This window comes from Clostridium sp., from assembly GCF_036781005.1.
Classification (GTDB): domain Bacteria; phylum Bacillota; class Clostridia; order Clostridiales; family Clostridiaceae; genus Clostridium_B.
On sequence record NZ_DAIQBT010000009.1, the window covers coordinates 47101 to 67673 of the forward strand.

The window sequence follows — 20573 nt, forward strand, 5'->3', positions numbered from 1 at the left end:
TTCTATGGAATATACAAATAAAGACTTAGAAACCTGGGATTATATTATAGAGTCTAATGCAGAAGAATCAGGTCTTGACTTTTACCCCCAAGAATTTGAGATTATAAATTATAAGGACATGATAGCCTATGAAGCCTATGTAGGCATGCCTTCTAGATACCCCCACTGGAGCTTTGGAAAGGCCTATGACAGATCAGAATCACTGTATAAGTATAATCTTACAGGTCTCCCTTATGAAATGGTAATAAACTCAAATCCTTGCCTTGCCTATTTGATGAAGGATAATACACTACTTCTTCAAATTCTCACCATGGCCCATGTATATGGACATAATGACTTTTTTAAAAATAACAGATTATTTAAAGAAGCCACTAATGCTTCTTATACTATAGAAATGTTTAAAAATCATGCAGATATGATAAGAGAATATGTAAATGACCCTAGTATTGGTTATGATGAGGTGGAAAAAATCCTAAATGCTGCCCACTCCATAAGATTTCAGACAGTAAGAGCCCCTGGAATTAAAAAAACAGAAGAAGAATGCAAAGAGGATATTATAGCATTTATAATAAGCCACAGTACTTTGGAAGAATGGCAAAAAAATGTTTTAAATGTGGTCAGAAATGAAACTTTGTATTTTATACCTCAAATTGAAACAAAAATTATGAATGAAGGTTGGGCAAGTTACTGGCACTATAAAATTTTAAATCAGCTTAATCTTACAGCTTCCCTCTATGTAGAATTTATAAAAAGACATAATGACGTCATAGCCCCCACTATGGGAACTATAAATCCTTATTATGTGGGCTTTAAAATGTTTGAAAACCTAGAAAAAAAATACGGAATAGATAAGATATTTGAAGTGCGGATGCTGGAGCGTGATGAATCTTTTATAAGAAGATACCTTACAGAGGAATTATGTTATGAATTAAACTTATTTGAATATGGCAAAAGAGGAGATGATTATGTAGTAAGAGAAATTCCAGATGGAGAGGGCTGGCTGAAAATTAGAAATACTCTTTGTGATCTCTGCGGTATGAATTTAATTCCCAATATTGTAGTTGATAGTATATCAAAAAAAGATACCTCTCTTATATTGAATCATATTTATGAAGGAAGGGAATTAAATTCTAATTATATGGAGGCTACTTTGAAATATATTTATGAACTTTGGGGTTATCCAATTAAATTAAATACAAAGATAAAAGATGAAAATGTACAGGTTTCCTGTAATGAAAACAAAAAAATCTCATATACAACTTTAAGATAATTAAAAAGAAGGAAATGTACCTGGGTTTGTATAAAACAAATCAAGGTACATTCCTAATTTTTCTATTTAGTTAAAATTCTATTTATTCCGATTTGTATGTATACAACAAACCCCAAAAGTTAAATTTAAAAGGTGTTGACATTTTTACTATCATGCATTACACTATAGTTACTCTATATTGCAATACATAATAGGTGGTGAAAAGATGATTCCGTCACAAATGTTGAAAGGAATACTGGAAGGCTGCATTTTAAAAGTAATCAGCCATAAGGAAACATATGGATATGAGATATCTAAAAATCTACAGGAATATGGATTTTCAGATATTTCAGAAGGAACAATTTATCCGCTTTTGCTGCGGCTGGAAAAAAACGGACTTATTAACGCACAGTATCGAGAATCACCCGTGGGACCAAAGCGGAAATACTTTTCCCTTGCACAAACCGGAAAAGAAGAAATAAACCGATTTTATTCCAGCTGGCTTGAGCTTGAAAACGCAGTAAATAAATTATTTCAAAGAGGAGGAAAGTGATATGAACAAAAAAGCCAAGAAATTGAATGAAATCAACAATGCTTTAGATAAACGTATAAGCTCCGAAAACAAAGAAGCCTTCACCGATATGATATGCTATCTGCGCGGAGCCAATATCTCAAAATACAATCAGGAGCTTGTACGTCAGGATTTAATAGAAATGGTGCTTTCCGCACAACAAAGGGGAGAAAATATCCACTCCGTCATTGGGGAGGATTATCAGGCATTTTGTGATGATGTGATTGCTAGCTTGCCTCCAGAAACTGTAAAACAGAAAGTAATCGACTTTTTTGATATTATCTGCTGGTGTCTGTCCCTTCTTGGTGTTATCAACATTGTATTTTCTAATGAAACTATTGCCCTGATCTTCAATCTTGTTACCCGAAAACCGCTGAGTTTCTATATTTCTTTTTCCCTTGGGAGCGTTATTTGCACCGGTATTATTATTGCAACGGCTTTTGTTATTGTAGAGGTTATTATGAAAAATTCATTTGAAATTGGAAAAGCGAAAAAAGGCGATCGCTTGAAAGTATTTTTAATTAGTGGCGGATTGATAGCGGTCTTTTTGCTTATTGCGTGGTTTGGACGAGCGACCCTCTTTACCGTGAACATTTTCATTGCCTGCACTGTTGTACTGGCCCTTTATGTGGCCCACAGAATACTGGCAAATATTTAATTATCTTATTCTATGAAAGAGAATAGCCATAAAACCCTCCTTAGTAAAACAGTATTCAAATTAAATATCAGCAATTGCATAGCTTCTTTGACCCGGACAGAAGAGGGTATCTTTTTACCGGATATTTGGTTTACAAAGAAAGGCACGTTATTTGCAAACTACCCTTCCACTGAATCCAGAATCTATCTCATTTCTTTAGAAAAAGTTGCTATGCTTTCGATAAAGTATATACTTCCGGCACACCATACTTTAGATATTCAACCAGAAATCGTCATGCAAATGCAGAATGCTTTGCGGCAAAATTAAGTCAGATAGTATCAACACCTTTTAAAATTTTCATATTCGCGATAAAGAAACCTGGCCACTCCATCCTTATCGTTAGAAGGAATAATTCCTGTAGCAATATCCTTAAGTGGCTTATAGGCGTTTTCAACTGCATATTTCTTATCTGCTAATTCAAAAAGAGGCTTATCATTCAAGTTATCTCCAAAACAAATAAGTTCATTAATTTTTAAATAATTTTTCAAAAACTCTGCCGCATCTCTTTTATTGGCACTGGAATTTGTAACTTCCAGCCAGAAAAAACCTTTTGAATAAATCTCCTCTGTATAATGACAGGTGGCATCTATAGAATTTTTAAAGAACCTATAAGAATAATCTAATTTACTTCCTTTTTCTATGGCAAATATATTTATAATATTGTATTCTTCAAGCTTTGAAAAGTCTTCTACCATAGTAAGTCTCTTGTCTTTTTGCCTTTTTCGTGAATTTATATATATTTTTTGCCCTTCATTAAAAATCCCTTTATAAAATACTTTTTTATTACCTTTAAAATCTATTCCAGACACGAAAGGAAAAATTTTTTTTAAACTGTAATGTCTTAAAATTAACTCAACTATGCCTTTATCTAAATAATTTTCTCTAATATTTTTATCCGAAAATGGATCATATATAAAAGAGCCATTATTTAAAATAATAGGCAAATTCAAATTGAGAGGCTTTAATATATTTTTTGAGGCCTCATAGGACCTTGCAGTAGCAACGGTAAACTTCACTCCAAGTCCAATTAATTTATTTATAACTTTAATAGAATACTCACTTATAACTTGTTCTGAATTTAATAATGTTCCATCTAAATCTGAAATATATAAAGTCAAATCTATTTTCCTCCATTTTAATTAAATCATATATATTTGATTAATTTATATTTTTTATTATATTCTAGTATAAGTAATTATTCTACATATATTAAATATTTTATAATGTAAAAAAAAGGATATTAAGATATAAAATACAATCATCCTAATATCCAAAAACAAATAAACCTCTAATCTACGCTTTAAAAGTAAAATTATCTATGAGCCTGGTTTCCCCTATATATACTGCAATTGCAACTAGAATAGACGACTCTATATTCTCTACGGGCTTCAAAGTCAAACTATCCACAACTTCAATATAATCTATCTTTGCTAAAATTTCTGAACCCAACTTTTCACTAATAATATCTTTTATTCTGGCTGCCTTTCTTTCTCCTGAATTTAAAGCTTTTCTTGCTAAAATAAGACTTTTATTCAATACACATGCTGCTTTTCTTTCTTCTAAAGAAAGATAAGTATTCCTGGAACTTTTAGCAAGACCATCAAATTCCCTTACTATAGGACATCCCACTATCTCTATATCAAAATTTAAATCTTTCACCATTTTCTTTATAACCGCAAGCTGTTGTGCATCTTTTTCCCCAAAATAAGCTCTATCGGGAGTTACAATATTGAATAATTTTGAAACTACAAGACACACCCCTCCAAAATGAACAGGTCTTTTAGCACCACATAAGCCTTCTGTTAAACCACCTACATTTACAACAGTGCTTGCATCTTTATAATACATCTCCGAAGGTTCAGGGTTAAATATTAAATTTGCTCCGGCTTGTTTACATAAAATTTCATCTCTTTTTATATCTCTTGGATAAGAACCTAAGTCTTCATTTTTACCAAATTGTGTAGGATTTACAAATACACTAACTACTACTTTGTCATTTTCTTCTGATGCTCTTTTTATAAGACTTTCATGTCCTTCATGTAAAAACCCCATAGTAGGTACAAGACCGATAGTAAAACCCTCTCTTTTCCACTTTTTTATCTGATTTCTCGCTTCAGTTATTCTCTGTACTCTTTTTATATTATAGTGTTTTTTTAATACAACCGTTTCCATTTTATACACCTTCTTTAATGCATTTGTCTATAATACTATCATCTATTTTAAAACTATATTCTTCATCAGGAAAAACTCCTTCCTTAACTTCTGTAATATAGTCCTTAAATGCGTTTCTTATAACTGCACCTGCATTTCCATAGGATTTGACAAACTTAGGTTTAAAATCAGAAAACAAACCAAGCATATCCTGATATACCAGTATTTGTCCATCACAATACTTCCCTGCACCTATTCCAATGGTTGGTACAGATACTGTTTCTGTAATAATTTTAGCCAGCTTATAAGGTATTCCTTCTAAAACAATTGAAAAAGCTCCTGCCTCTTCAAGTCTTTTTGCATCTTCAATTATACTTTTAGCCTTGGATTCATCTTTACCCTGAACTTTAAATCCTCCAAATACATTAACAGATTGAGGAGTAAGACCTATATGTCCCATTACAGGAATTTGAGCCTTTACAATAGCTTTCACCTGTTCATACACCGAAACACCACCTTCAAGTTTCACAGCTCCCGCTAGTCCTTCTTGAATTATCCTACCTGCATTCTTTACTGCATCATATACAGAAGTTTGATAGGACATAAAAGGCATATCTCCAACAACCAGTGCATTTTTTGCCCCTCTTGTAACCGCCTTAATATGATGAAGCATATCTTCCATAGTAACACTTAAGGTATCTTTATAGCCAAGACATACCATACCTAGTGAATCTCCCACTAAAATACCATTTATACCTGCCTCATCCATAAGCTTAGCCATAGAGTAATCATAGGCAGTAAGCATTGTAATCTTTTCATTGTTATGCTTTGCATTTACAAAAGTAGAAACATTATTTTTAGTCATGTTCATTACCTCCAAGTTCATTTTTTATTTTATCCCATTTTGTTCCCATATGTTTTTTTTCTGATAAATTCACTAGGTTTAAAGATAACACTTTATATAAATTCTTATGCATATCCGGTATGACCTCGAGATGATGTCTTATAGTTTCTATATCTCCACGTTCTACAGGGCCGGTTAATGCATTTATAAAACCCTTGTTCTTTATGTTAGTTAAATTATTGTCAATCAAAGGCATAAGAGCAGTAATTGCATCATCTTCGTTAATACCACAATCTTCTAGATACTTACATCCTATATTTAAAAGAGAAAGTACTAAATTAGAAACTGTCACATTAGCAAGATGATATAAGGGTTTTTTACTCTTGTGTAATATAATAATTTTATTACCCATTTCTTCAAAAAGCTCTTTTAAGGTTGTGATATAGGCATCATGCCCTTCAATGGAAAAATAAATTTTATATAATGTTTTATAAGTATTAAATCTATCTGAAAAAGCACACATGGGATGGATAGAATATCCGAATGCTCCTAAAGTGTCAATATCTGAAAAGATTGAAGAGGACAATGAACCACTTGAATGGCAGATTATTTTATTTTTTAGTTTGTATTTTTTTATTTTATTCCATATTTTTTGTATAATATCGTCAGGGGTTGTTATAAAAATAACATTACAATCTTCTATTAAAGTTTCTAATTCTTCATAATACTTACTGGATGTAAAATCAGCAGCTTCCTTTGCTGATCTTCCACTTTTGCTGTAATAGCCCTTCAAGTTTAACCCATTAAGTGAAAAATACTTGCCTAAGGTTACTCCTACCCTACCAGCTCCAATAAAACCAATATTGAATTTCATGGCATCACCATCTCTTTACAATACAAAAATACAAACAAAATTTAAAAATCAAATCGCAGCCTGTCTCTTTCAAAAATTGATATGAGCAGAAAATAATTTATCAACACTTATGGTGCAGCTCAAAATGATACTACCCAAAGTTATTTTAGCATACATTAAATTTGTGTTCAAGTACTTATATTTTCTTCCTATTTTCTTTTACTACAATCATCATATTTTTCTATTACCTTCTTTAACAACTCTCTCTGTTTTTCTACTTTTTAATTGTTTCCACAAAGCCCCCTATTTCATTATATGTTTTATTAAATTGATAATCAATTATTTTCATTCCACTAATTTATACAATTGACTATATTATTTTTTGTAAAATTTAAATAAAAATTAATATTAATATTAAAACATATACATGCATAATATTTAAAACTAAATATTATCATTTAAAGGCCCTGTAATATCAGAGCCTTTAATATTTAAAAAATTTATAATTAATTTAAAAATCCAAATTCATGAAACAATATTTTCATAAAATACCTTAAGCAAATACATCCACTATGTTATTGGAATTATTCTTGCCATTATTGGTTTTTCCTGTATTGTTATTCTCTATTTTCTCTGACCCTATAGTATCCATAGAGTTTTGAGTTTTTGATGCTTTTTGTGATTGTATTTGCTGAATTTGTGATTCAATTTGCTGCAGCTGTGCCTGTAACTGCTGAATTTTAGCCTGTTTTGTTTGTTCATCATCGTCACTTGCACTTTCTTCTTGTATTTGTAGTTTTATGCTAGTTGCCTGTTTTTCCAATTGACTTGTATCACTGCTGCTGTTGTATGAAGTTACAGTTGTATTTATTGACGTGGAAGAAATTGATGAAATACTCATATTAATACCTCCTAAAAATTTCATTATTGTATTACTTTATGCAAATTTACCATATTAATATTAATATTTCCTTAAAATTCACGTTCTTACTAAAAAATAAAGTAAATAATGTTCTCAGTATCTTACCTAGCATATTCGTTACATTGTCTATATTTATTACAAATACACTCACTACAGATTTTCTTATTATTAAAATCACTGCACAGTTTATAGTTTCCTCCTTCTATTTTTAATATTTTTCCATCTACAAGGCTTTTTGCTATCTTTTTTCGGGCATCATCATATATCCTTTGTATAGTAGAACGTGCCACCCCCATTACACTTGCACTTTCTTGTTGATTTAATCCTTCCAAATCCATAAGTCTTATGGTTTCGTATTCTTCTACAGTCATTGTTACGTATTCATTTATATCTTTTGATATATCTACAGGTCCAAATTTATCAATTTGGGGCAATGTACAGACTTTCCTCCATTTTCTAGGTCTTGCCATTTTATCACCTCTTTAGTTTTATCATACTAGAATATTATAATGCAATTCCTGATTTTTTTACATACTAAAGCAAGAGGTGAACAATCACCTCTTAAAAAATTATAAATTCTATTTTAAAGCCTCAATAAGCAGCGGTACAATTTCATATAAATCTCCTCGATACCATAATGTGCACTCTTAAATATAGGAGCATCTTCTTCTATGTTTATAGCCGATATAATTCCGGCATTTTCAATGCCTTTTAAATGTTGAACTTGTCCTAATATACCAATGGCAAGATAAAATGTTCCATTAAATTTCTTCAGTAGCAGAAGAACGTATGCCTATTCTATTATAATGAGTACCAAAAGTAAATCCATCCATATCTTTTTCAATAATAAAGGCACTTATCCCTTTAGTTCCCAAACCAGGAGTTGTAACTGCAAATATCACATAGGTATCTGCATAATCAGCATTTATTATAAATAAATTATATCGTTACATGCCTTAAATTACTATATAGCCCAGCTTTTACTTCTCACCTTTTTAAATATTTTATCCGAAGGCTGTAATTAGCTAACATCCCCATCTTCTTTAAAATGTGGGATAAGCACTGCTGCACCCTGGATAGTTCTCTAAGATTCAGATTGCGTATTCCTTATAAGTAAACTCCACCTGAGCCTAAGAATCACTTGATTTTTTACATTTATGGAGATAATCTTCAATGGCACTTCTTAAAGCCTTAACACCAAGATTAGAACAATGTTTTTTATGTTCCGGTAATCCTCCAAGGACATCTATTATATCATCTTCCTTAATAGCCAATGCCTCCTCTAAGGTTTTTTCCTTTGCCAGTTCTGTTGTTACACTACTTGTAGCTATAGACGCAGGACATCCATAAACTAAAAAGCTGATATCTTCTATTATATTATTTTCTACTCTAATATATATATTTAATGAATCTCCACAGGATGCATCCCCAGCTTTTCCTTCACCATTTGAACCATCTATGATACCTACATTTCTAGGACACATAAAGTGATCAATAACAGTATCTGTATATTCACTTGTAAACATACTCCTCATCTCCCTAAAAATATACTACTCACATTTGTTATTCTTACACCATTTTGTGCAAAAATCTGATTTTTTACTACATAAAACTCTTCGTGAACCACAAACAGGACAAGAAAATCTGTCCTGTTCATAATTCACTTCATATAGTTCACCACAATCAAAACATTTGAATTTGCAGAAATTAGTTGTATAATTTCCCCCACTTATTCTTATAGCATTCCCTTGTGTCAAAGCTATAGCCACCTTTTTTCTTGCACTATCAATTATATTTTGAAAAGTCTGTCTGGACACTTGCATCTTTCCGGCACACTCTTCCTGATTTAATTCTTCAATATCTTTTAACCTCATAGCCTCAAGTTCTTCCACTTTTAAAACTATTTCACTGATTTTGCATTTAGCCTTTCCCCAAGGTACAAAATAGGTGCTTTTAGGAAAAAATTCTACTTTCCTAAACTTTATCGGTCTTGCCATGTTTTATCCTCCTTTGCATTTACTGCACAGTCCCGTTAATGTGATATCTACATCATGTATTTCTAAATTATTTTCCTCTTCTATTTTTTTATTTAATTTAATGTACGAAAGATCCAACTCCAAATCATCTATATCTATTATACTATTACATTTATTACATTTAAAATGTATATGGAAAGGCTTTCCGCTCAAAATTTTTATCTCATAATAATTGATATCATCAATATTGATTTTTTTTACTATACCAAGCTCATTAAATATTTTTAAGCTTCTGTATACTGTAGCAAGGCCAATATTTTTATCTTTAATTCTTTCATAAATTTGCTTTACAGATAAATGGGTATTAGCATTTATCATCTCTAAAAGTAAAATCCTCTTCTGTATAGTGAACTCATATCCTTTATTTTTAATTAATTTCTTATATAATGAAAGATCTTTATCCATATTATTAAATATTATTCGCTGCAGTGACCTTCATGGGCATGTTCAGTGCATACACTGCCTGTGGATTTAAGTTCACCTTTTATAAATTTTTCTACAGCATCACTGCTTAAACCTTCTACTCCTACCACAACCTCTATTCCATTTTCATTGAAAATCTCTTGGGCAGCAGCACCCATTCCTCCTGATATTATCACATTTACATCAAGTTCCTTTAAAAATACCGGTAAATATCCTGGTTTATGTCCTGGATTAGGTTTAAATTCTTCATTTTTTATTTTTTTATCCTCTACCTGATAAATTGTAAATCCCTCACAATGTCCAAAGTGTCCACTTATACATTTTCCTTCACTTGCAACTGCTATTTTCATAATTATATCCTCCTTAAAATATGTGTTATTATAAAATTAATCTATATATTCTTTTAAAACATCATGGGTATATTCAATGATTTCAGCACAGGATACACCTTTTTTCTTTAATTCTGCACATTGAAATGTTCCATACTTCTCCTTTATTTTGCCCATAATTTTTTTTGTATAATCCCTTGCCTGATTAGGCTCTACTGCTTCCTTTCTTCCTTTTATTGCACCTAAAGCCATAAGTGCCCCTGTTATTGCTCCACAACTGCTTCCCACAGTCATCCCTCTTCCAAAAGGACTTGCTATTGATACGGGAATATTTAAATTCTTTTCCTCATTTACCACCTTTATTATAGATTCTGCACAATTATACCCTTCTTTATAAAAGTCCACTGCTTTTTTCATTTATATATTCCTCCATTTTTAAATTTTTAATAAATGTTTTTCTTTATGTTAACCCACATTTCTTTAATGGCCTTACAGGCATCACTATCTTCATAGTATATAATTGATTTTAATTCATTTATTGATTTTATTACAGTATCATCATAAGGTATTTTTCCCACTAACACTAATCCTTTTTCTGTCACAAATCTTTCTATTTCCATAGTCATATCATAATTTATATCATACTTATTTATACATACCATAATAGATACCCCAAAACTCATACATAATGCAGTTACTCTCATCAGATCTTCAAGTCCAGATTTCGTGGGTTCGGTAACAAGCAACACTGCATCACTGCCAGTTACAGATGAAATGACAGGGCATCCTATTCCGGGAGAAGCATCAATAATTGTCAATGTGTCTTTTGTAGTAAACTTTTTTCCATTATTTCTTAAAAAGGTGACCAGCTTTCCTGAACCATCACTGCCTATATCCATCTGTGCTCTAGAAATTATACCTTTGTTTGTATCTGTGATAAAAGTTTCAGCTGACTTATCCTCCACCAGCTTAATTGCTTTCTCAGGACATACTAAAGTACATGCCCCACATCCTTCACAAAGAAAATTATCTATCACACAGTCTTTGATGGCATTAAATTTACATGTGATTTCACATTTTCCACATTTATTACAATACTCCTCATTTATAACTGCTTTTTTGCCACCATAAAAACTTTTTTTTTCTATATCCACGCCCTTATAAAAAAGATATAAATTAGGGGCATCCACATCACAATCTATTCTGACCACATCTTTTTCAAGTTCTGATAGTGCTGTTGCAATGGTGGTCTTTCCGGTGCCTCCCTTTCCACTTAATATTACTAATTCCACTTTAGCACCTCCAATACACTCTTTGCCATGTCATCAAAGGTCTTTTTGTATTCTGGATTATTATATAGAACTTCTCCCCTTGAATAAATTTCAGCTATATTTTTACTATAGGCAATACATCCTATTAAAGGTATGTTTTTTTCCCTACAGTACTTTTTTATTATATTATCTTCGCCATTATCTTTATTTATTACTATTCCAAAAGGAATATCAAATATTTTTACCACTTCTATAGCCATTTTAAGATCATGAAATCCAAATTCAGTGGGCTCTGTAACAAGTATTGCTCCTTTTGCATATTTCATAGTATTTACTACATTACAGGAAGTACCTGGACTGCAATCAACTACATTTACTCCCTGTGGTACATTTTCTAAAAGTTGTTTTATCACAGGTACTGCCATAGGTTCCCCTACATTAAGTACTCCTCTTAGGCATCCTATATTTTGTGCATAACCCTTTTCTATTTTACCAGTATTTCTATACCTATAACTTAAGGCATCTTGCTTACATACAATTTTACAGGCTCCACAACTATGACACAGCTTTTGAAATAATATAATATCCTCTTTAACCTTTGCAAGAGCATTAAATTCGCAGACTTCTACACATAAGCCACAGGAAATACATTTTTCATCATCTATAAATGGATATTCTACCTTAACTTGTTCTGTTTTTTCAATATGTGGTTTCAAAAATAAAAATCCATTTGGTTCTTCTACATCACAATCTACATAATTTGCCTTTAATGCAAGGGCAATATTTGTAGACACAGTAGTTTTACCTGTACCTCCTTTTCCACTTAATACCGCTATATTCAAGTTACTTCCTCCTTAAAATCCTATTTTAAATTCCATGATGCGCCGGTCCTGATTGTGTCAATTCTTTAAGTTCACCTTTTTCAAACTTTTTTAAAACAGAACTCACAGCAATGCTTTCACACTTATAAACCTTAATTCCTGATTTATCAATAATCTTAAAAGCATTAGGTCCTAAACTCCCAGTAATTATAACATCCACATTTTCATCAAGTACTTGTTGTGCCGCCGCAATACCAGCACCACCTCCTGAAAATTGCCCATTATTTTCCAATACCTTAATTTCTCCTCCATCAGTATTATGAATTTGAAAATACTTACATCTTCCAAATCTCATATCTAACAAACTATTTGCTTCTACACCATGTGCTGAAATTGCTATTTTCATCTTTTTTCCTCCAAACTATTTATAATATTAGTAACAATAGGACTAAAAATACTTTTAAGCCCCTCGTCTATACTCTCACTTTTATTCTCTGATAAATTGCTCACACTACTTAACATAGGAAGTTCTCCTAAAAAGTTCAAATTCATCTCTTTTAAAAACTTCTCTGTATTTTTTTCATTGAAAAATTTTATTTTCTTTCCACAATCAGGACAAGTTATATAACTCATATTTTCAATAACTCCTAAAATAGTTATATTCATAGCCTTCGCCATATTCACAGCTTTGGAAACTATCATGGAAACTAACTCCTGCGGTATAGATACCATAACTAAGCCACTTATAGGAATAACCTGCATTACTGTAAGTGCAACATCTGCTGTTCCAGGTGGCATATCAATTACCAGATAATCAAGTTCTCCCCATATTACATCTGTCCAAAATTGTTTTACCGCTCCAGATATCAGCGGTCCCCTCCATATAACCGGTTGATTTTCATCTTGTAAAAGCAAATTTAATGATATCGTTTTTATTCCACTTTCTGTTTCTACAGGTACTATAAATTCTTCATTAGTTTCTGCTTTCCTGCCTCTTAAGCCCAGCAGATTAGGAATACTGGGTCCTGTCACATCCGCATCCAAAATTCCTACACTATACCCCATATCTTTTAAATGTCTGGCTATAAGAACAGAAATTGATGATTTTCCCACTCCTCCTTTACCACTCATAACACCAATAATTTTCTTTACATTGTTATAGGGATTGTTTTTAACCATACAATTTTCCTTATCCTTGCTGCACCCATCATTTGACGGGCATGAATCGCATTCTGACACAAAATCATCTCCTATATGCATATTGGCATTTGCCAATTTTATAATACTACTATTTATCGTTATTGTCAAATGCCAATTTAAAAAATTGAAAATAAATTATTCATATAGTATTATGAAAGAAAGAATACTAAAAGATGAAAAACATTAATAATATAGTTGGAGGTGATTTTATAACTTATGACTCATAAATTTGATGCAAAAAATAAACACAAATTAGACAATGCCACCAGAAGGAAATTGCTTCCTCCAGAAGAAACCCTCATAAAACTTGGATTACAGCAAGGAGATACAGTGGCAGACATAGGTTGTGGAATTGGATACTTTTCAATTCCTGCATGTGAAATTGTGGGAGAGAGAGGAAAAATATTTGCTATAGATATTCTGCCTGAAATGCTTCAGGAAGTTGAAATAAATAAAAAAAAACATAACCTTGTTTGTAATATAGAAACCATACTAACTACAGAAAACAATTTGAAATTAGAAGACAACACAATATCTTTTGCCCTTATAAGCAATGTACTTCACGAAGCATCAGACAGGGAGAAGCTTTTAAGTGAAATAAAAAGAATTCTCTCTTACAGAGGACGATTAGCCATTGTGGAATGGGAAAAGATTCAAGGAGAATTTGGTCCTCCCCTAAAACATAGATTAGATAAATTTTACCTTATAGAGGTATTAGAAAAAATTAAATTTTCAAATATATCCTTTGTAAATATAGGGGAAAACTTTTATGGATTAACAGCACAGAAATAATTTATTTAATTATGGAGGTAAAATATATGATTATAGAAAGTACGGATGTAGCAAAAGCTTCTATAGAAATGTCCATATCCTCTAGAGAAAATGAAAAACAATTAGAAAAGTTTTTTGAAGATAAAGGCATTTTAACCGCCGCTGTGGATATAGGAGGGAATATCAATAATAGCATACCAAAAATAATTGAAAGAGCTTTAGTATCATCTAAAAAAAGAGGCCTTATAAGAGAAAATTACCATGTACATGATGGTGCCATAGCAGGTGCTACAAGAGAGGCACTTTTTCAAATTATTCAAAAAGCAAATGAACTAAATGTAGGAGGTAAAATTGGTATAGCACGAAGTAAAGAACATATAAGTGTATGTATATTCATGAGTATAGGTTTGCTGCATTTAAATGAAGTAGTAATTGGACTTGGTCATCGTTCTATTCCCCTATAAAAACTTGTAAAAAGTGCATTTTATGGTGTTTGACAAGCTATGCTATATAAAGTATAATTATGTCGTATGTTTATATATTGTAGGCTAGTTTTATATAAAAATATAATGTAGTATGGCAGGATTTATAACATAGTAATTTTAAAATAAAAAATACTATATTGGACTTAATTAAGTATAATTGGTAGTTTATGTAGAACATAATATAGTCTAAAGATATAAAAATTTTTCTGTTATCTAAAGTTCTGCTGACACAGAACTTTTTTATTTTTGCTATATATCTATACACTTCAATATATAAATACAGTATAAAATATTATTTTGGAGGATGAGTAGTATGGTAGGAAAGAAAAAGCTTTCATTTCTTGCAGTATTTTTATTGGCTGCATCAATTCTAGGAGGATGTGGCGGAACATCATCAAACAGTTCTAAATCAACTCTTAAAGACAAAGAAGTAATTAAAATTGGTATTACCCAGTTTATGGAACATCCAGCTCTTGATGCCGCTAGAAAAGGTTTTATAGCAGCATTAAAGGCTAAAGGATATGAAGATGGTAAAAACATTAAGATAAATTATCAAAATGCCCAGGGTGATATGCCTACAACTCAAAGTATTGCCCAAAACTTTGTATCACAAAAAGAAGACTTAATCCTTGCAATAGCAACTTCTTCTGCCCAGGCATCTTATAATGCTACAAAGGATATTCCTATACTTATAACCGCAGTAACAGATCCAGTTAAGGCAGGAATTGCAAAATCTCTTGATAACTCTGGAACAAATGTAACAGGAACTTCAGATGACTTACCAATTGGAAAACAATTTGAACTTTTAAAGAAATTAGCACCTAATGCTAAAAAAATAGGTATTGTATACAATACCAGTGAAGCTAACTCACAAATTCAGGTAGAAAATGCTAAAAAAGCTGCCCCTGAATACGGATTTGAAATTGTAACAACAGGAGTTACTAATGTAAGTGAAGTTCCTCAATCTTTAGATTCCATAGTTGGAAAAATTGATGCCCTGTATGTACCTACAGATAATGCAGTAGTTTCATCTATAGCTACCGTAGTAAACACCTGTTACAAGAAAAATATACCTGTAATTGGTTCTGAAAAAGGACAGGTAACAAGTGGTGCTCTTGCCACTACAGGTATTGACTACACTAAATTAGGCTATCAAACAGGTCTTATGGCTGTAGAAATAATAAACGGTAAAAAACCTAGTGAGCTTCCTATTACCACTTTAAAGGACATGCAGCTTGTTATAAATGAAGATGCAGCTAAAAAACTTAATATAACTATTCCAGATGATTTAAACTCCAAAGCTGAAAAAGTAAAGGGAGGAGTTAATTAGTGAATATACTAATGAGTGTATTACAACAAGGTCTTATATTCTCCATAGCAGCTTTTGGAGTATATATAACCTTTAGAATACTTGATTTTCCTGATATGTCTGTAGATGGTACCTTCCCCCTTGGTGCTGCTGTAACTGCCATGTGTATAGTAAAGGGAATGAATCCTTTTGCAGCATCTATTCTATCCTTTGGTGCAGGGTGTATCGGTGGATTTTTTACAGGCATTCTCCATGTAAAATTAAAGATAAGTAACCTTTTATCCGGTATTTTAGTAATGATAGGTCTATATTCTATAAATTTAAGAATAATGACAAAATCCAATGTACCTTTATTTGGCCAAAAAACCATATTTTCAAGCAATGTAAATCTTCTATTGATGCTGTTTATCATTATGATCATAGTAAAGGTAGTTCTTGATTTATTTTTGAAAACCAAACTAGGATTTGCACTAAAGGCTGTGGGGGATAATGAACAATTAGTGACTTCCCTTAGTCTTAACAAAGATAATATAAAATTAACAGGACTTGCCATTTCAAATGGGCTTGCAGCTTTATCAGGCTCTATGATGGCTCAATATCAAGGTTTTTCCGATGTTGGAATGGGAACAGGAACTGTAGTAATGGGTCTTGCAGCAGTTATTTTGGGGGAATCCGTATTTGGCAAAATAAGGTCATTAAAACCTACAACTACAGCATTATTTGGTTCCATATTATATAAAGCTGCCATAGCATTAGCACTTATGTGTAACCTTCAATCTAATGATTTAAAGCTGGTAACTGCCTTAATAGTAATTTTGGCCTTATCCTTAAATGGCAAAAAATTAAGTTTCAAGACTAAGAAACATAATCTTGGAGGTGAGTCCTATGTTAAAGATACAAAAACTGCGTAAAGTATTTAACAAAAATACTTTAAATGAAAATATATTATATGACAATTTATCTTTAACAGTGGAGGAAGGTGATTTTGTCACCATAATAGGGAGTAATGGTGCTGGAAAATCAACTTTGCTCAATCTAATATGTGGTACTTTAAGTGCAGATGAAGGTTCTATAATATTAAATGGTAAAGAAATAAGTACGCTTCCTGAATATAAAAGAACCAGATATATAGGAAGGGTATTTCAGGATCCCTCAAAAGGCGTTTCACCCAATATGACTATATTAGAAAATATGTCTATAGCTTATAATAAAGGAAAAAGATACGGACTCACAATGTGTGTAAATAAAAACAACACTAAAGTTTTTATTGAACTGTTGTCTCAAATAAATCTGGGATTAGAGGATAAACTTAATACCAAAGTAAATCTTTTATCTGGCGGGCAAAGACAGGCTTTATCTCTAATAATGGCAGTAATGTGCAAACCCAAACTATTGCTTTTAGATGAGCATATAGCAGCTTTGGATCCTAAGACCTCAGAACGTATAATAGAAATTACAGATAAAATAATAGTAGAAAATAAAATAACTACCCTTATGGTTACCCACAACTTAAATCATGCCATAACTTTAGGAAACAGACTGTTTATGATGCATGAAGGCAAGATAGTTATGGACGTAAGAGAAGAGGAAAAAAGCAGATTAACCATAGACAAACTACTGAAATCCTTTGAAAAGGTTCAGGGTAAACAAGAAGGATTAAGTGACAGAGTTTTATTTTCTTAAAAAAATATTAGAGAAGGTCATGATATGGAGTTAAAAATCTCTTATCATGACCTTTTTAACTAGTGGTTCAAGACTTAATTCCGTACACACCTAAAAATATACATTGTTAGAATACTTTTTATTGTTTAGCGTTGGTCAGCGCATTCTCTACAGCTTTCATGATACCATTACTGCTAAAGGTAGCCCCTGAAACTGCATCAACATTTGTAGACTGGCTATCTATAATTTCCTGAATAACTGTACTAGATGCTCTATCGTAAAACTTTTCATCATCTTGGTAAGAAAGAGTAGTGATATCAGTAATTTTACCATTTTTAACAACTACGGAAACTGTTGTTGTACCTTCTCTAAATCCTGTCCCAGAGCCTTCGTAAGTACCATCTTTATAAAGAGTACCTGCAGTTGCAGTACTTTGACTGCTTTGTGTTTTTGTCTGCGTATTGTTTATCCCCACTGCACTTACTCCAAGATTACCTACATAATAAAAGCCTGTCATAACAGATACAGCTGCTGCTCCTGCAATAAGAGGGCGTACATCATCTCCGCATACAGTCAAAGTAATATTCTTTCTTGGACACGCGGTAATACACTGCATACAATTTATGCATTCACCACTCTTTATAACATCATATTTATAAAGAGGTATTTCCATGGCACAATTGTTTGTACATATTCTGCAATCACCACATTTTGTTCTTAACTTTCGTATTTTTGCAATTTTCAGTTTTGATATAATAGCGAATACTGCACCAAGTGGACAAAGATAGCGACAGAAAAACCTTTCAATAAACATTGAAGCAATAGCAATAAGAATAAAAAGAATAAACCCAACAGTTAGATTTACTGCTGCATAAGAAAAATCAGGTACTTTTCCTACAGAAACTACCATTCCAAAAACATTCCAAGGATTAAAGGTACTAAATGCAGTGATGTTAAAAGTGCATATAGCAAAAATTAGAAATGCTAATAAGATATATTTAAGATATTTAAAAACCTTGTCTATATTTTCATTCACTTCGAAGTTTATTTTAAATACCTTACTTGATATTTTATAAATAAAATCACCAAAAGCTCCATAGGCACACATCCATCCACAGAAAAATCTACCTATTATAATTGTAAATGGAATAATAACAACAATTTCTACTAATTGAGGAATCAGTTGGGTAAAAGCAATATTCTGCCTAATTAAAGCTACATAGATCTGCTTAATTCCTACAAATGTATCTATGTATAGTGATGGTAGGAATATAAAAAATATGATTTGAATCAGAAGTCTTGAAACCTGTATTATTGAAATTTTAGCTTTCTTCATTGATGGTATCTCCTCTCAAAATTATCTAATAATCCTTCTGTAACAAGAATATCCTTGTTTTTCAAAATAAATATAGCTTCAGCATTAATACTTTTCAATAAAGATATTGATTTATTAATATCCTGTACAAAAAGAGCAGTACTCACAGCATCCGAATCAGTTGAACATTCGCATAGTACAGTTGCGCTTAAAAGCTCATTTTTTGATGGATATCCCGTGCGTGGATCTATAATATGATGATACCGTTCCCCTCCTTTGATGAAAAACTGTTCATTACTTCCGGAGGTTACAACTGTCTTATTTGTGACTGATACTCTTCCGATATATTGTCCCCTAGCGGACAACGGGTTTTGAATGCCAATTCGCCAAGATGCACCTGTTGGATTATGTCCCATTGTTATAATGTTTCCTCCCAGGTTGATCAAGGCATTTTCAATTTTATATTGCAGCAGCACACGTTTAACTTCATCAGCTGCATATCCTTTTGCAATACCACCCAAATCAATTGCTTGTCCTTTGTTTTTTAAAAATACTGTACATTTTTTATCATCTAATAGTATATCTTGATAATTTACCAGGCGTAAAACTTTCTCAATCATTTTTCTTTCTGGTACATAATTTTGTTTTGATTCAAACCCCCAAAGTTCAGTCAAAGGCCGAATTGTTATGTCAAAGACCCCACCTGAAGCCCTCGAAAAATCCAAGGCACGTTTTAGTAAATTAAACGTGTCAATATTTATTTTCTGTGCTTCAAATCCAGCATAGTGATTTATTTTCATCACATCACTATCATTTTTAAAGGCAGACATTCTATAGTCAATTTCCAAAACTCTACTACAGGCACTATTTAGAGCATCTTTACAGTTTAGACCATAAGCAATTATTGTATTTATAGTTCCTAATGCAAAAAATGTTTTTTCATATTTCTTATTGTAAATTGTCTCTTTTAGCATCATAATAATCACCGCCTAGTTAAAAACTCTAAAAGCCTGTATTTATTAGAGTTTTCTAAGTTTATATATGTGTTGGTTAAAATATTAACTGAAAACTTTGTGATAACAATCAGATTTTCATGTGAAGTTTATGTGATTTCAATTATAGGGTTTTTAGGTCAAAAGTATTCTGTTTTAAATTCAATACAAAAATTTTATTTAGGGTTCGCTCAGCAAGCCATATTTATTTAATTCAGATGATAAGTGAAATCTTTTATTTCCAAATATTAAAATAAACTACAAATAAATTCCAATTAAAGCAACTCCTGTTAGAGCCAATACTGCTGTACTAAATCCAGTGGCAACCGCAGTTTGCTGTGAAGTTGATAGGTTATTTAAGGCCTTTTGTTGTGAAGCTGACATAATACTTATAAATAATGCTGAACCAATTGATGCTGACAGTTGTTGAAGTGTATTTAATATAGCTACTCCATGTGGATAATATTCTTTTGGTAATTGATTAAGGGAATTTGTTTGAGCTAGTAGCTCAGGACGTAATTAAGTGGACACTTATTTCTGAGATAAATCTAACCTTCTTGCACTAAAAATATACATTCTTAGAATAATTTTATGCTCATGATACCCATCTGCAGTTTTTTATTGCCACCTGAAATTGTTTTTAGGTGTATTGTTAACAAACTATGCTTTTAA

Annotated in this window: 27 protein-coding genes and 1 pseudogene; 9 read left to right on the forward strand and 19 right to left on the reverse strand. The window is 31.8% G+C overall.

Translation table 11 applies throughout. The features are described from left to right. Positions 1-4 precede the first annotated feature (4 nt). From V7Q02_RS05425 to V7Q02_RS05440, 4 genes are all read left to right on the forward strand, one after another. Positions 5-1270, forward strand: a complete 1266-nt coding sequence (locus V7Q02_RS05425) for a SpoVR family protein (RefSeq protein WP_333859988.1) — start codon at positions 5-7, stop codon at positions 1268-1270. Between the two features lie 205 nt (positions 1271-1475). Further along, the gene (locus V7Q02_RS05430; protein ID WP_333859989.1) at positions 1476-1802 is read left to right on the forward strand and encodes a PadR family transcriptional regulator; all 327 of its coding nucleotides are present in this window, start codon (positions 1476-1478) and stop codon (positions 1800-1802) included. A gap of 1 nt (position 1803) precedes the next feature. Continuing rightward, complete coding sequence (locus tag V7Q02_RS05435) at positions 1804-2478, forward strand: hypothetical protein (RefSeq protein WP_333859990.1); 675 nt, start codon at positions 1804-1806, stop codon at positions 2476-2478. 12 nt (positions 2479-2490) lie between these two features. Further along, positions 2491-2784, forward strand: coding sequence for a hypothetical protein (locus tag V7Q02_RS05440; protein WP_442882156.1), 294 nt, complete (start codon positions 2491-2493; stop codon positions 2782-2784). Between the two features lie 11 nt (positions 2785-2795). On the opposite strand, the gene V7Q02_RS05445 is transcribed toward V7Q02_RS05440, so the two are convergent. The 16 genes and pseudogenes from V7Q02_RS05445 to V7Q02_RS05520 all read right to left on the reverse strand — a co-directional run bounded on the left by V7Q02_RS05445 (position 2796) and on the right by V7Q02_RS05520 (position 13406). Further along, positions 2796-3635 carry an HAD family hydrolase gene (locus tag V7Q02_RS05445; protein WP_333859991.1) on the reverse strand — a complete coding sequence of 280 codons (840 nt, stop codon included), beginning with the start codon at positions 3633-3635 and terminating at the stop codon, positions 2796-2798. Between the two features lie 175 nt (positions 3636-3810). After that, positions 3811-4689, reverse strand: a complete 879-nt coding sequence (panC, locus tag V7Q02_RS05450; RefSeq protein ID WP_333859992.1) for a pantoate--beta-alanine ligase — start codon at positions 4687-4689, stop codon at positions 3811-3813. Position 4690: 1 nt separating this feature from the next. Beyond that, on the reverse strand, positions 4691-5533 hold the full coding sequence (panB, locus tag V7Q02_RS05455; RefSeq protein WP_333859994.1) for a 3-methyl-2-oxobutanoate hydroxymethyltransferase: 843 nt from the start codon (positions 5531-5533) through the stop codon (positions 4691-4693). Then, positions 5526-6386: a Rossmann-like and DUF2520 domain-containing protein gene (locus V7Q02_RS05460; protein ID WP_333859995.1), complete on the reverse strand. Its 861-nt coding sequence runs from the start codon at positions 6384-6386 to the stop codon at positions 5526-5528. The genes panB and V7Q02_RS05460 overlap by 8 nt, the downstream gene beginning before the upstream one ends. Before the next feature lie 532 nt (positions 6387-6918). Then, a complete protein-coding gene (locus V7Q02_RS05465; protein ID WP_333859996.1) occupies positions 6919-7266 on the reverse strand; it encodes a FlxA-like family protein in 348 nt (115 codons plus the stop codon). A 122-nt stretch (positions 7267-7388) separates the two neighbouring features. After that, on the reverse strand, positions 7389-7757 hold the full coding sequence (locus V7Q02_RS05470; RefSeq protein WP_333859997.1) for a DUF134 domain-containing protein: 369 nt from the start codon (positions 7755-7757) through the stop codon (positions 7389-7391). A gap of 294 nt (positions 7758-8051) precedes the next feature. After that, positions 8052-8225: pseudogene (locus tag V7Q02_RS05475) on the reverse strand (acyl-CoA dehydrogenase family protein); the annotation flags it as partial. A gap of 192 nt (positions 8226-8417) precedes the next feature. Further along, positions 8418-8813 carry an iron-sulfur cluster assembly scaffold protein gene (locus V7Q02_RS05480; protein ID WP_333859998.1) on the reverse strand — a complete coding sequence of 132 codons (396 nt, stop codon included), beginning with the start codon at positions 8811-8813 and terminating at the stop codon, positions 8418-8420. Positions 8814-8837: 24 nt separating this feature from the next. Then, entirely contained in the window at positions 8838-9284 is a 447-nt protein-coding gene (locus tag V7Q02_RS05485) for a DUF134 domain-containing protein (RefSeq protein ID WP_333859999.1), read from the reverse strand. Positions 9285-9287: 3 nt separating this feature from the next. Continuing rightward, positions 9288-9728, reverse strand: a complete 441-nt coding sequence (locus V7Q02_RS05490) for a Fur family transcriptional regulator (RefSeq protein ID WP_333860000.1) — start codon at positions 9726-9728, stop codon at positions 9288-9290. A gap of 11 nt (positions 9729-9739) precedes the next feature. Continuing rightward, complete coding sequence (locus V7Q02_RS05495) at positions 9740-10096, reverse strand: NifB/NifX family molybdenum-iron cluster-binding protein (protein ID WP_333860001.1); 357 nt, start codon at positions 10094-10096, stop codon at positions 9740-9742. 36 nt (positions 10097-10132) lie between these two features. Then, on the reverse strand, positions 10133-10492 hold the full coding sequence (locus V7Q02_RS05500; protein WP_333860002.1) for a C-GCAxxG-C-C family (seleno)protein: 360 nt from the start codon (positions 10490-10492) through the stop codon (positions 10133-10135). 26 nt (positions 10493-10518) lie between these two features. Continuing rightward, positions 10519-11367 carry an ATP-binding protein gene (locus V7Q02_RS05505; RefSeq protein ID WP_333860003.1) on the reverse strand — a complete coding sequence of 283 codons (849 nt, stop codon included), beginning with the start codon at positions 11365-11367 and terminating at the stop codon, positions 10519-10521. Then, a complete protein-coding gene (locus V7Q02_RS05510; protein ID WP_333860004.1) occupies positions 11358-12188 on the reverse strand; it encodes an ATP-binding protein in 831 nt (276 codons plus the stop codon). The genes V7Q02_RS05505 and V7Q02_RS05510 overlap by 10 nt, the downstream gene beginning before the upstream one ends. Positions 12189-12213: 25 nt before the next feature. After that, entirely contained in the window at positions 12214-12573 is a 360-nt protein-coding gene (locus tag V7Q02_RS05515) for a NifB/NifX family molybdenum-iron cluster-binding protein (protein WP_333860005.1), read from the reverse strand. Continuing rightward, the gene (locus tag V7Q02_RS05520; protein ID WP_333860006.1) at positions 12570-13406 is read right to left on the reverse strand and encodes an Mrp/NBP35 family ATP-binding protein; all 837 of its coding nucleotides are present in this window, start codon (positions 13404-13406) and stop codon (positions 12570-12572) included. Before V7Q02_RS05520 ends, V7Q02_RS05515 begins: the two co-directional genes overlap by 4 nt. Positions 13407-13583: 177 nt before the next feature. On the opposite strand from V7Q02_RS05520, the gene V7Q02_RS05525 reads away from it, so the two are divergent. The 5 genes from V7Q02_RS05525 (at position 13584) to V7Q02_RS05545 (ending at position 17615) form a co-directional block, all read left to right on the forward strand. After that, positions 13584-14159 (forward strand): class I SAM-dependent methyltransferase, encoded by a 576-nt coding sequence (locus V7Q02_RS05525; protein WP_333860007.1) that lies wholly within the window; start codon positions 13584-13586, stop codon positions 14157-14159. 26 nt (positions 14160-14185) lie between these two features. Further along, complete coding sequence (locus V7Q02_RS05530; RefSeq protein WP_333860008.1) at positions 14186-14602, forward strand: HutP family protein; 417 nt, start codon at positions 14186-14188, stop codon at positions 14600-14602. A 334-nt stretch (positions 14603-14936) separates the two neighbouring features. Next, on the forward strand, positions 14937-15953 hold the full coding sequence (locus V7Q02_RS05535) for an ABC transporter substrate-binding protein (protein WP_333860009.1): 1017 nt from the start codon (positions 14937-14939) through the stop codon (positions 15951-15953). Next, positions 15953-16843 (forward strand): ABC transporter permease, encoded by an 891-nt coding sequence (locus tag V7Q02_RS05540; RefSeq protein ID WP_333860010.1) that lies wholly within the window; start codon positions 15953-15955, stop codon positions 16841-16843. The genes V7Q02_RS05535 and V7Q02_RS05540 overlap by 1 nt, the downstream gene beginning before the upstream one ends. Then, a complete protein-coding gene (locus V7Q02_RS05545) occupies positions 16818-17615 on the forward strand; it encodes an ABC transporter ATP-binding protein (protein ID WP_333860011.1) in 798 nt (265 codons plus the stop codon). The genes V7Q02_RS05540 and V7Q02_RS05545 overlap by 26 nt, the downstream gene beginning before the upstream one ends. A gap of 118 nt (positions 17616-17733) precedes the next feature. On the opposite strand, the gene V7Q02_RS05550 is transcribed toward V7Q02_RS05545, so the two are convergent. The 3 genes from V7Q02_RS05550 to V7Q02_RS05560 form a co-directional block, all read right to left on the reverse strand. Further along, on the reverse strand, positions 17734-18930 hold the full coding sequence (locus V7Q02_RS05550; protein WP_333860012.1) for a 4Fe-4S binding protein: 1197 nt from the start codon (positions 18928-18930) through the stop codon (positions 17734-17736). After that, complete coding sequence (locus tag V7Q02_RS05555; protein WP_333860013.1) at positions 18927-19886, reverse strand: FAD:protein FMN transferase; 960 nt, start codon at positions 19884-19886, stop codon at positions 18927-18929. The genes V7Q02_RS05550 and V7Q02_RS05555 overlap by 4 nt, the downstream gene beginning before the upstream one ends. 273 nt (positions 19887-20159) lie before the next feature. After that, positions 20160-20285 carry a hypothetical protein gene (locus V7Q02_RS05560; protein ID WP_333860014.1) on the reverse strand — a complete coding sequence of 42 codons (126 nt, stop codon included), beginning with the start codon at positions 20283-20285 and terminating at the stop codon, positions 20160-20162. Positions 20286-20573 lie beyond the last annotated feature (288 nt).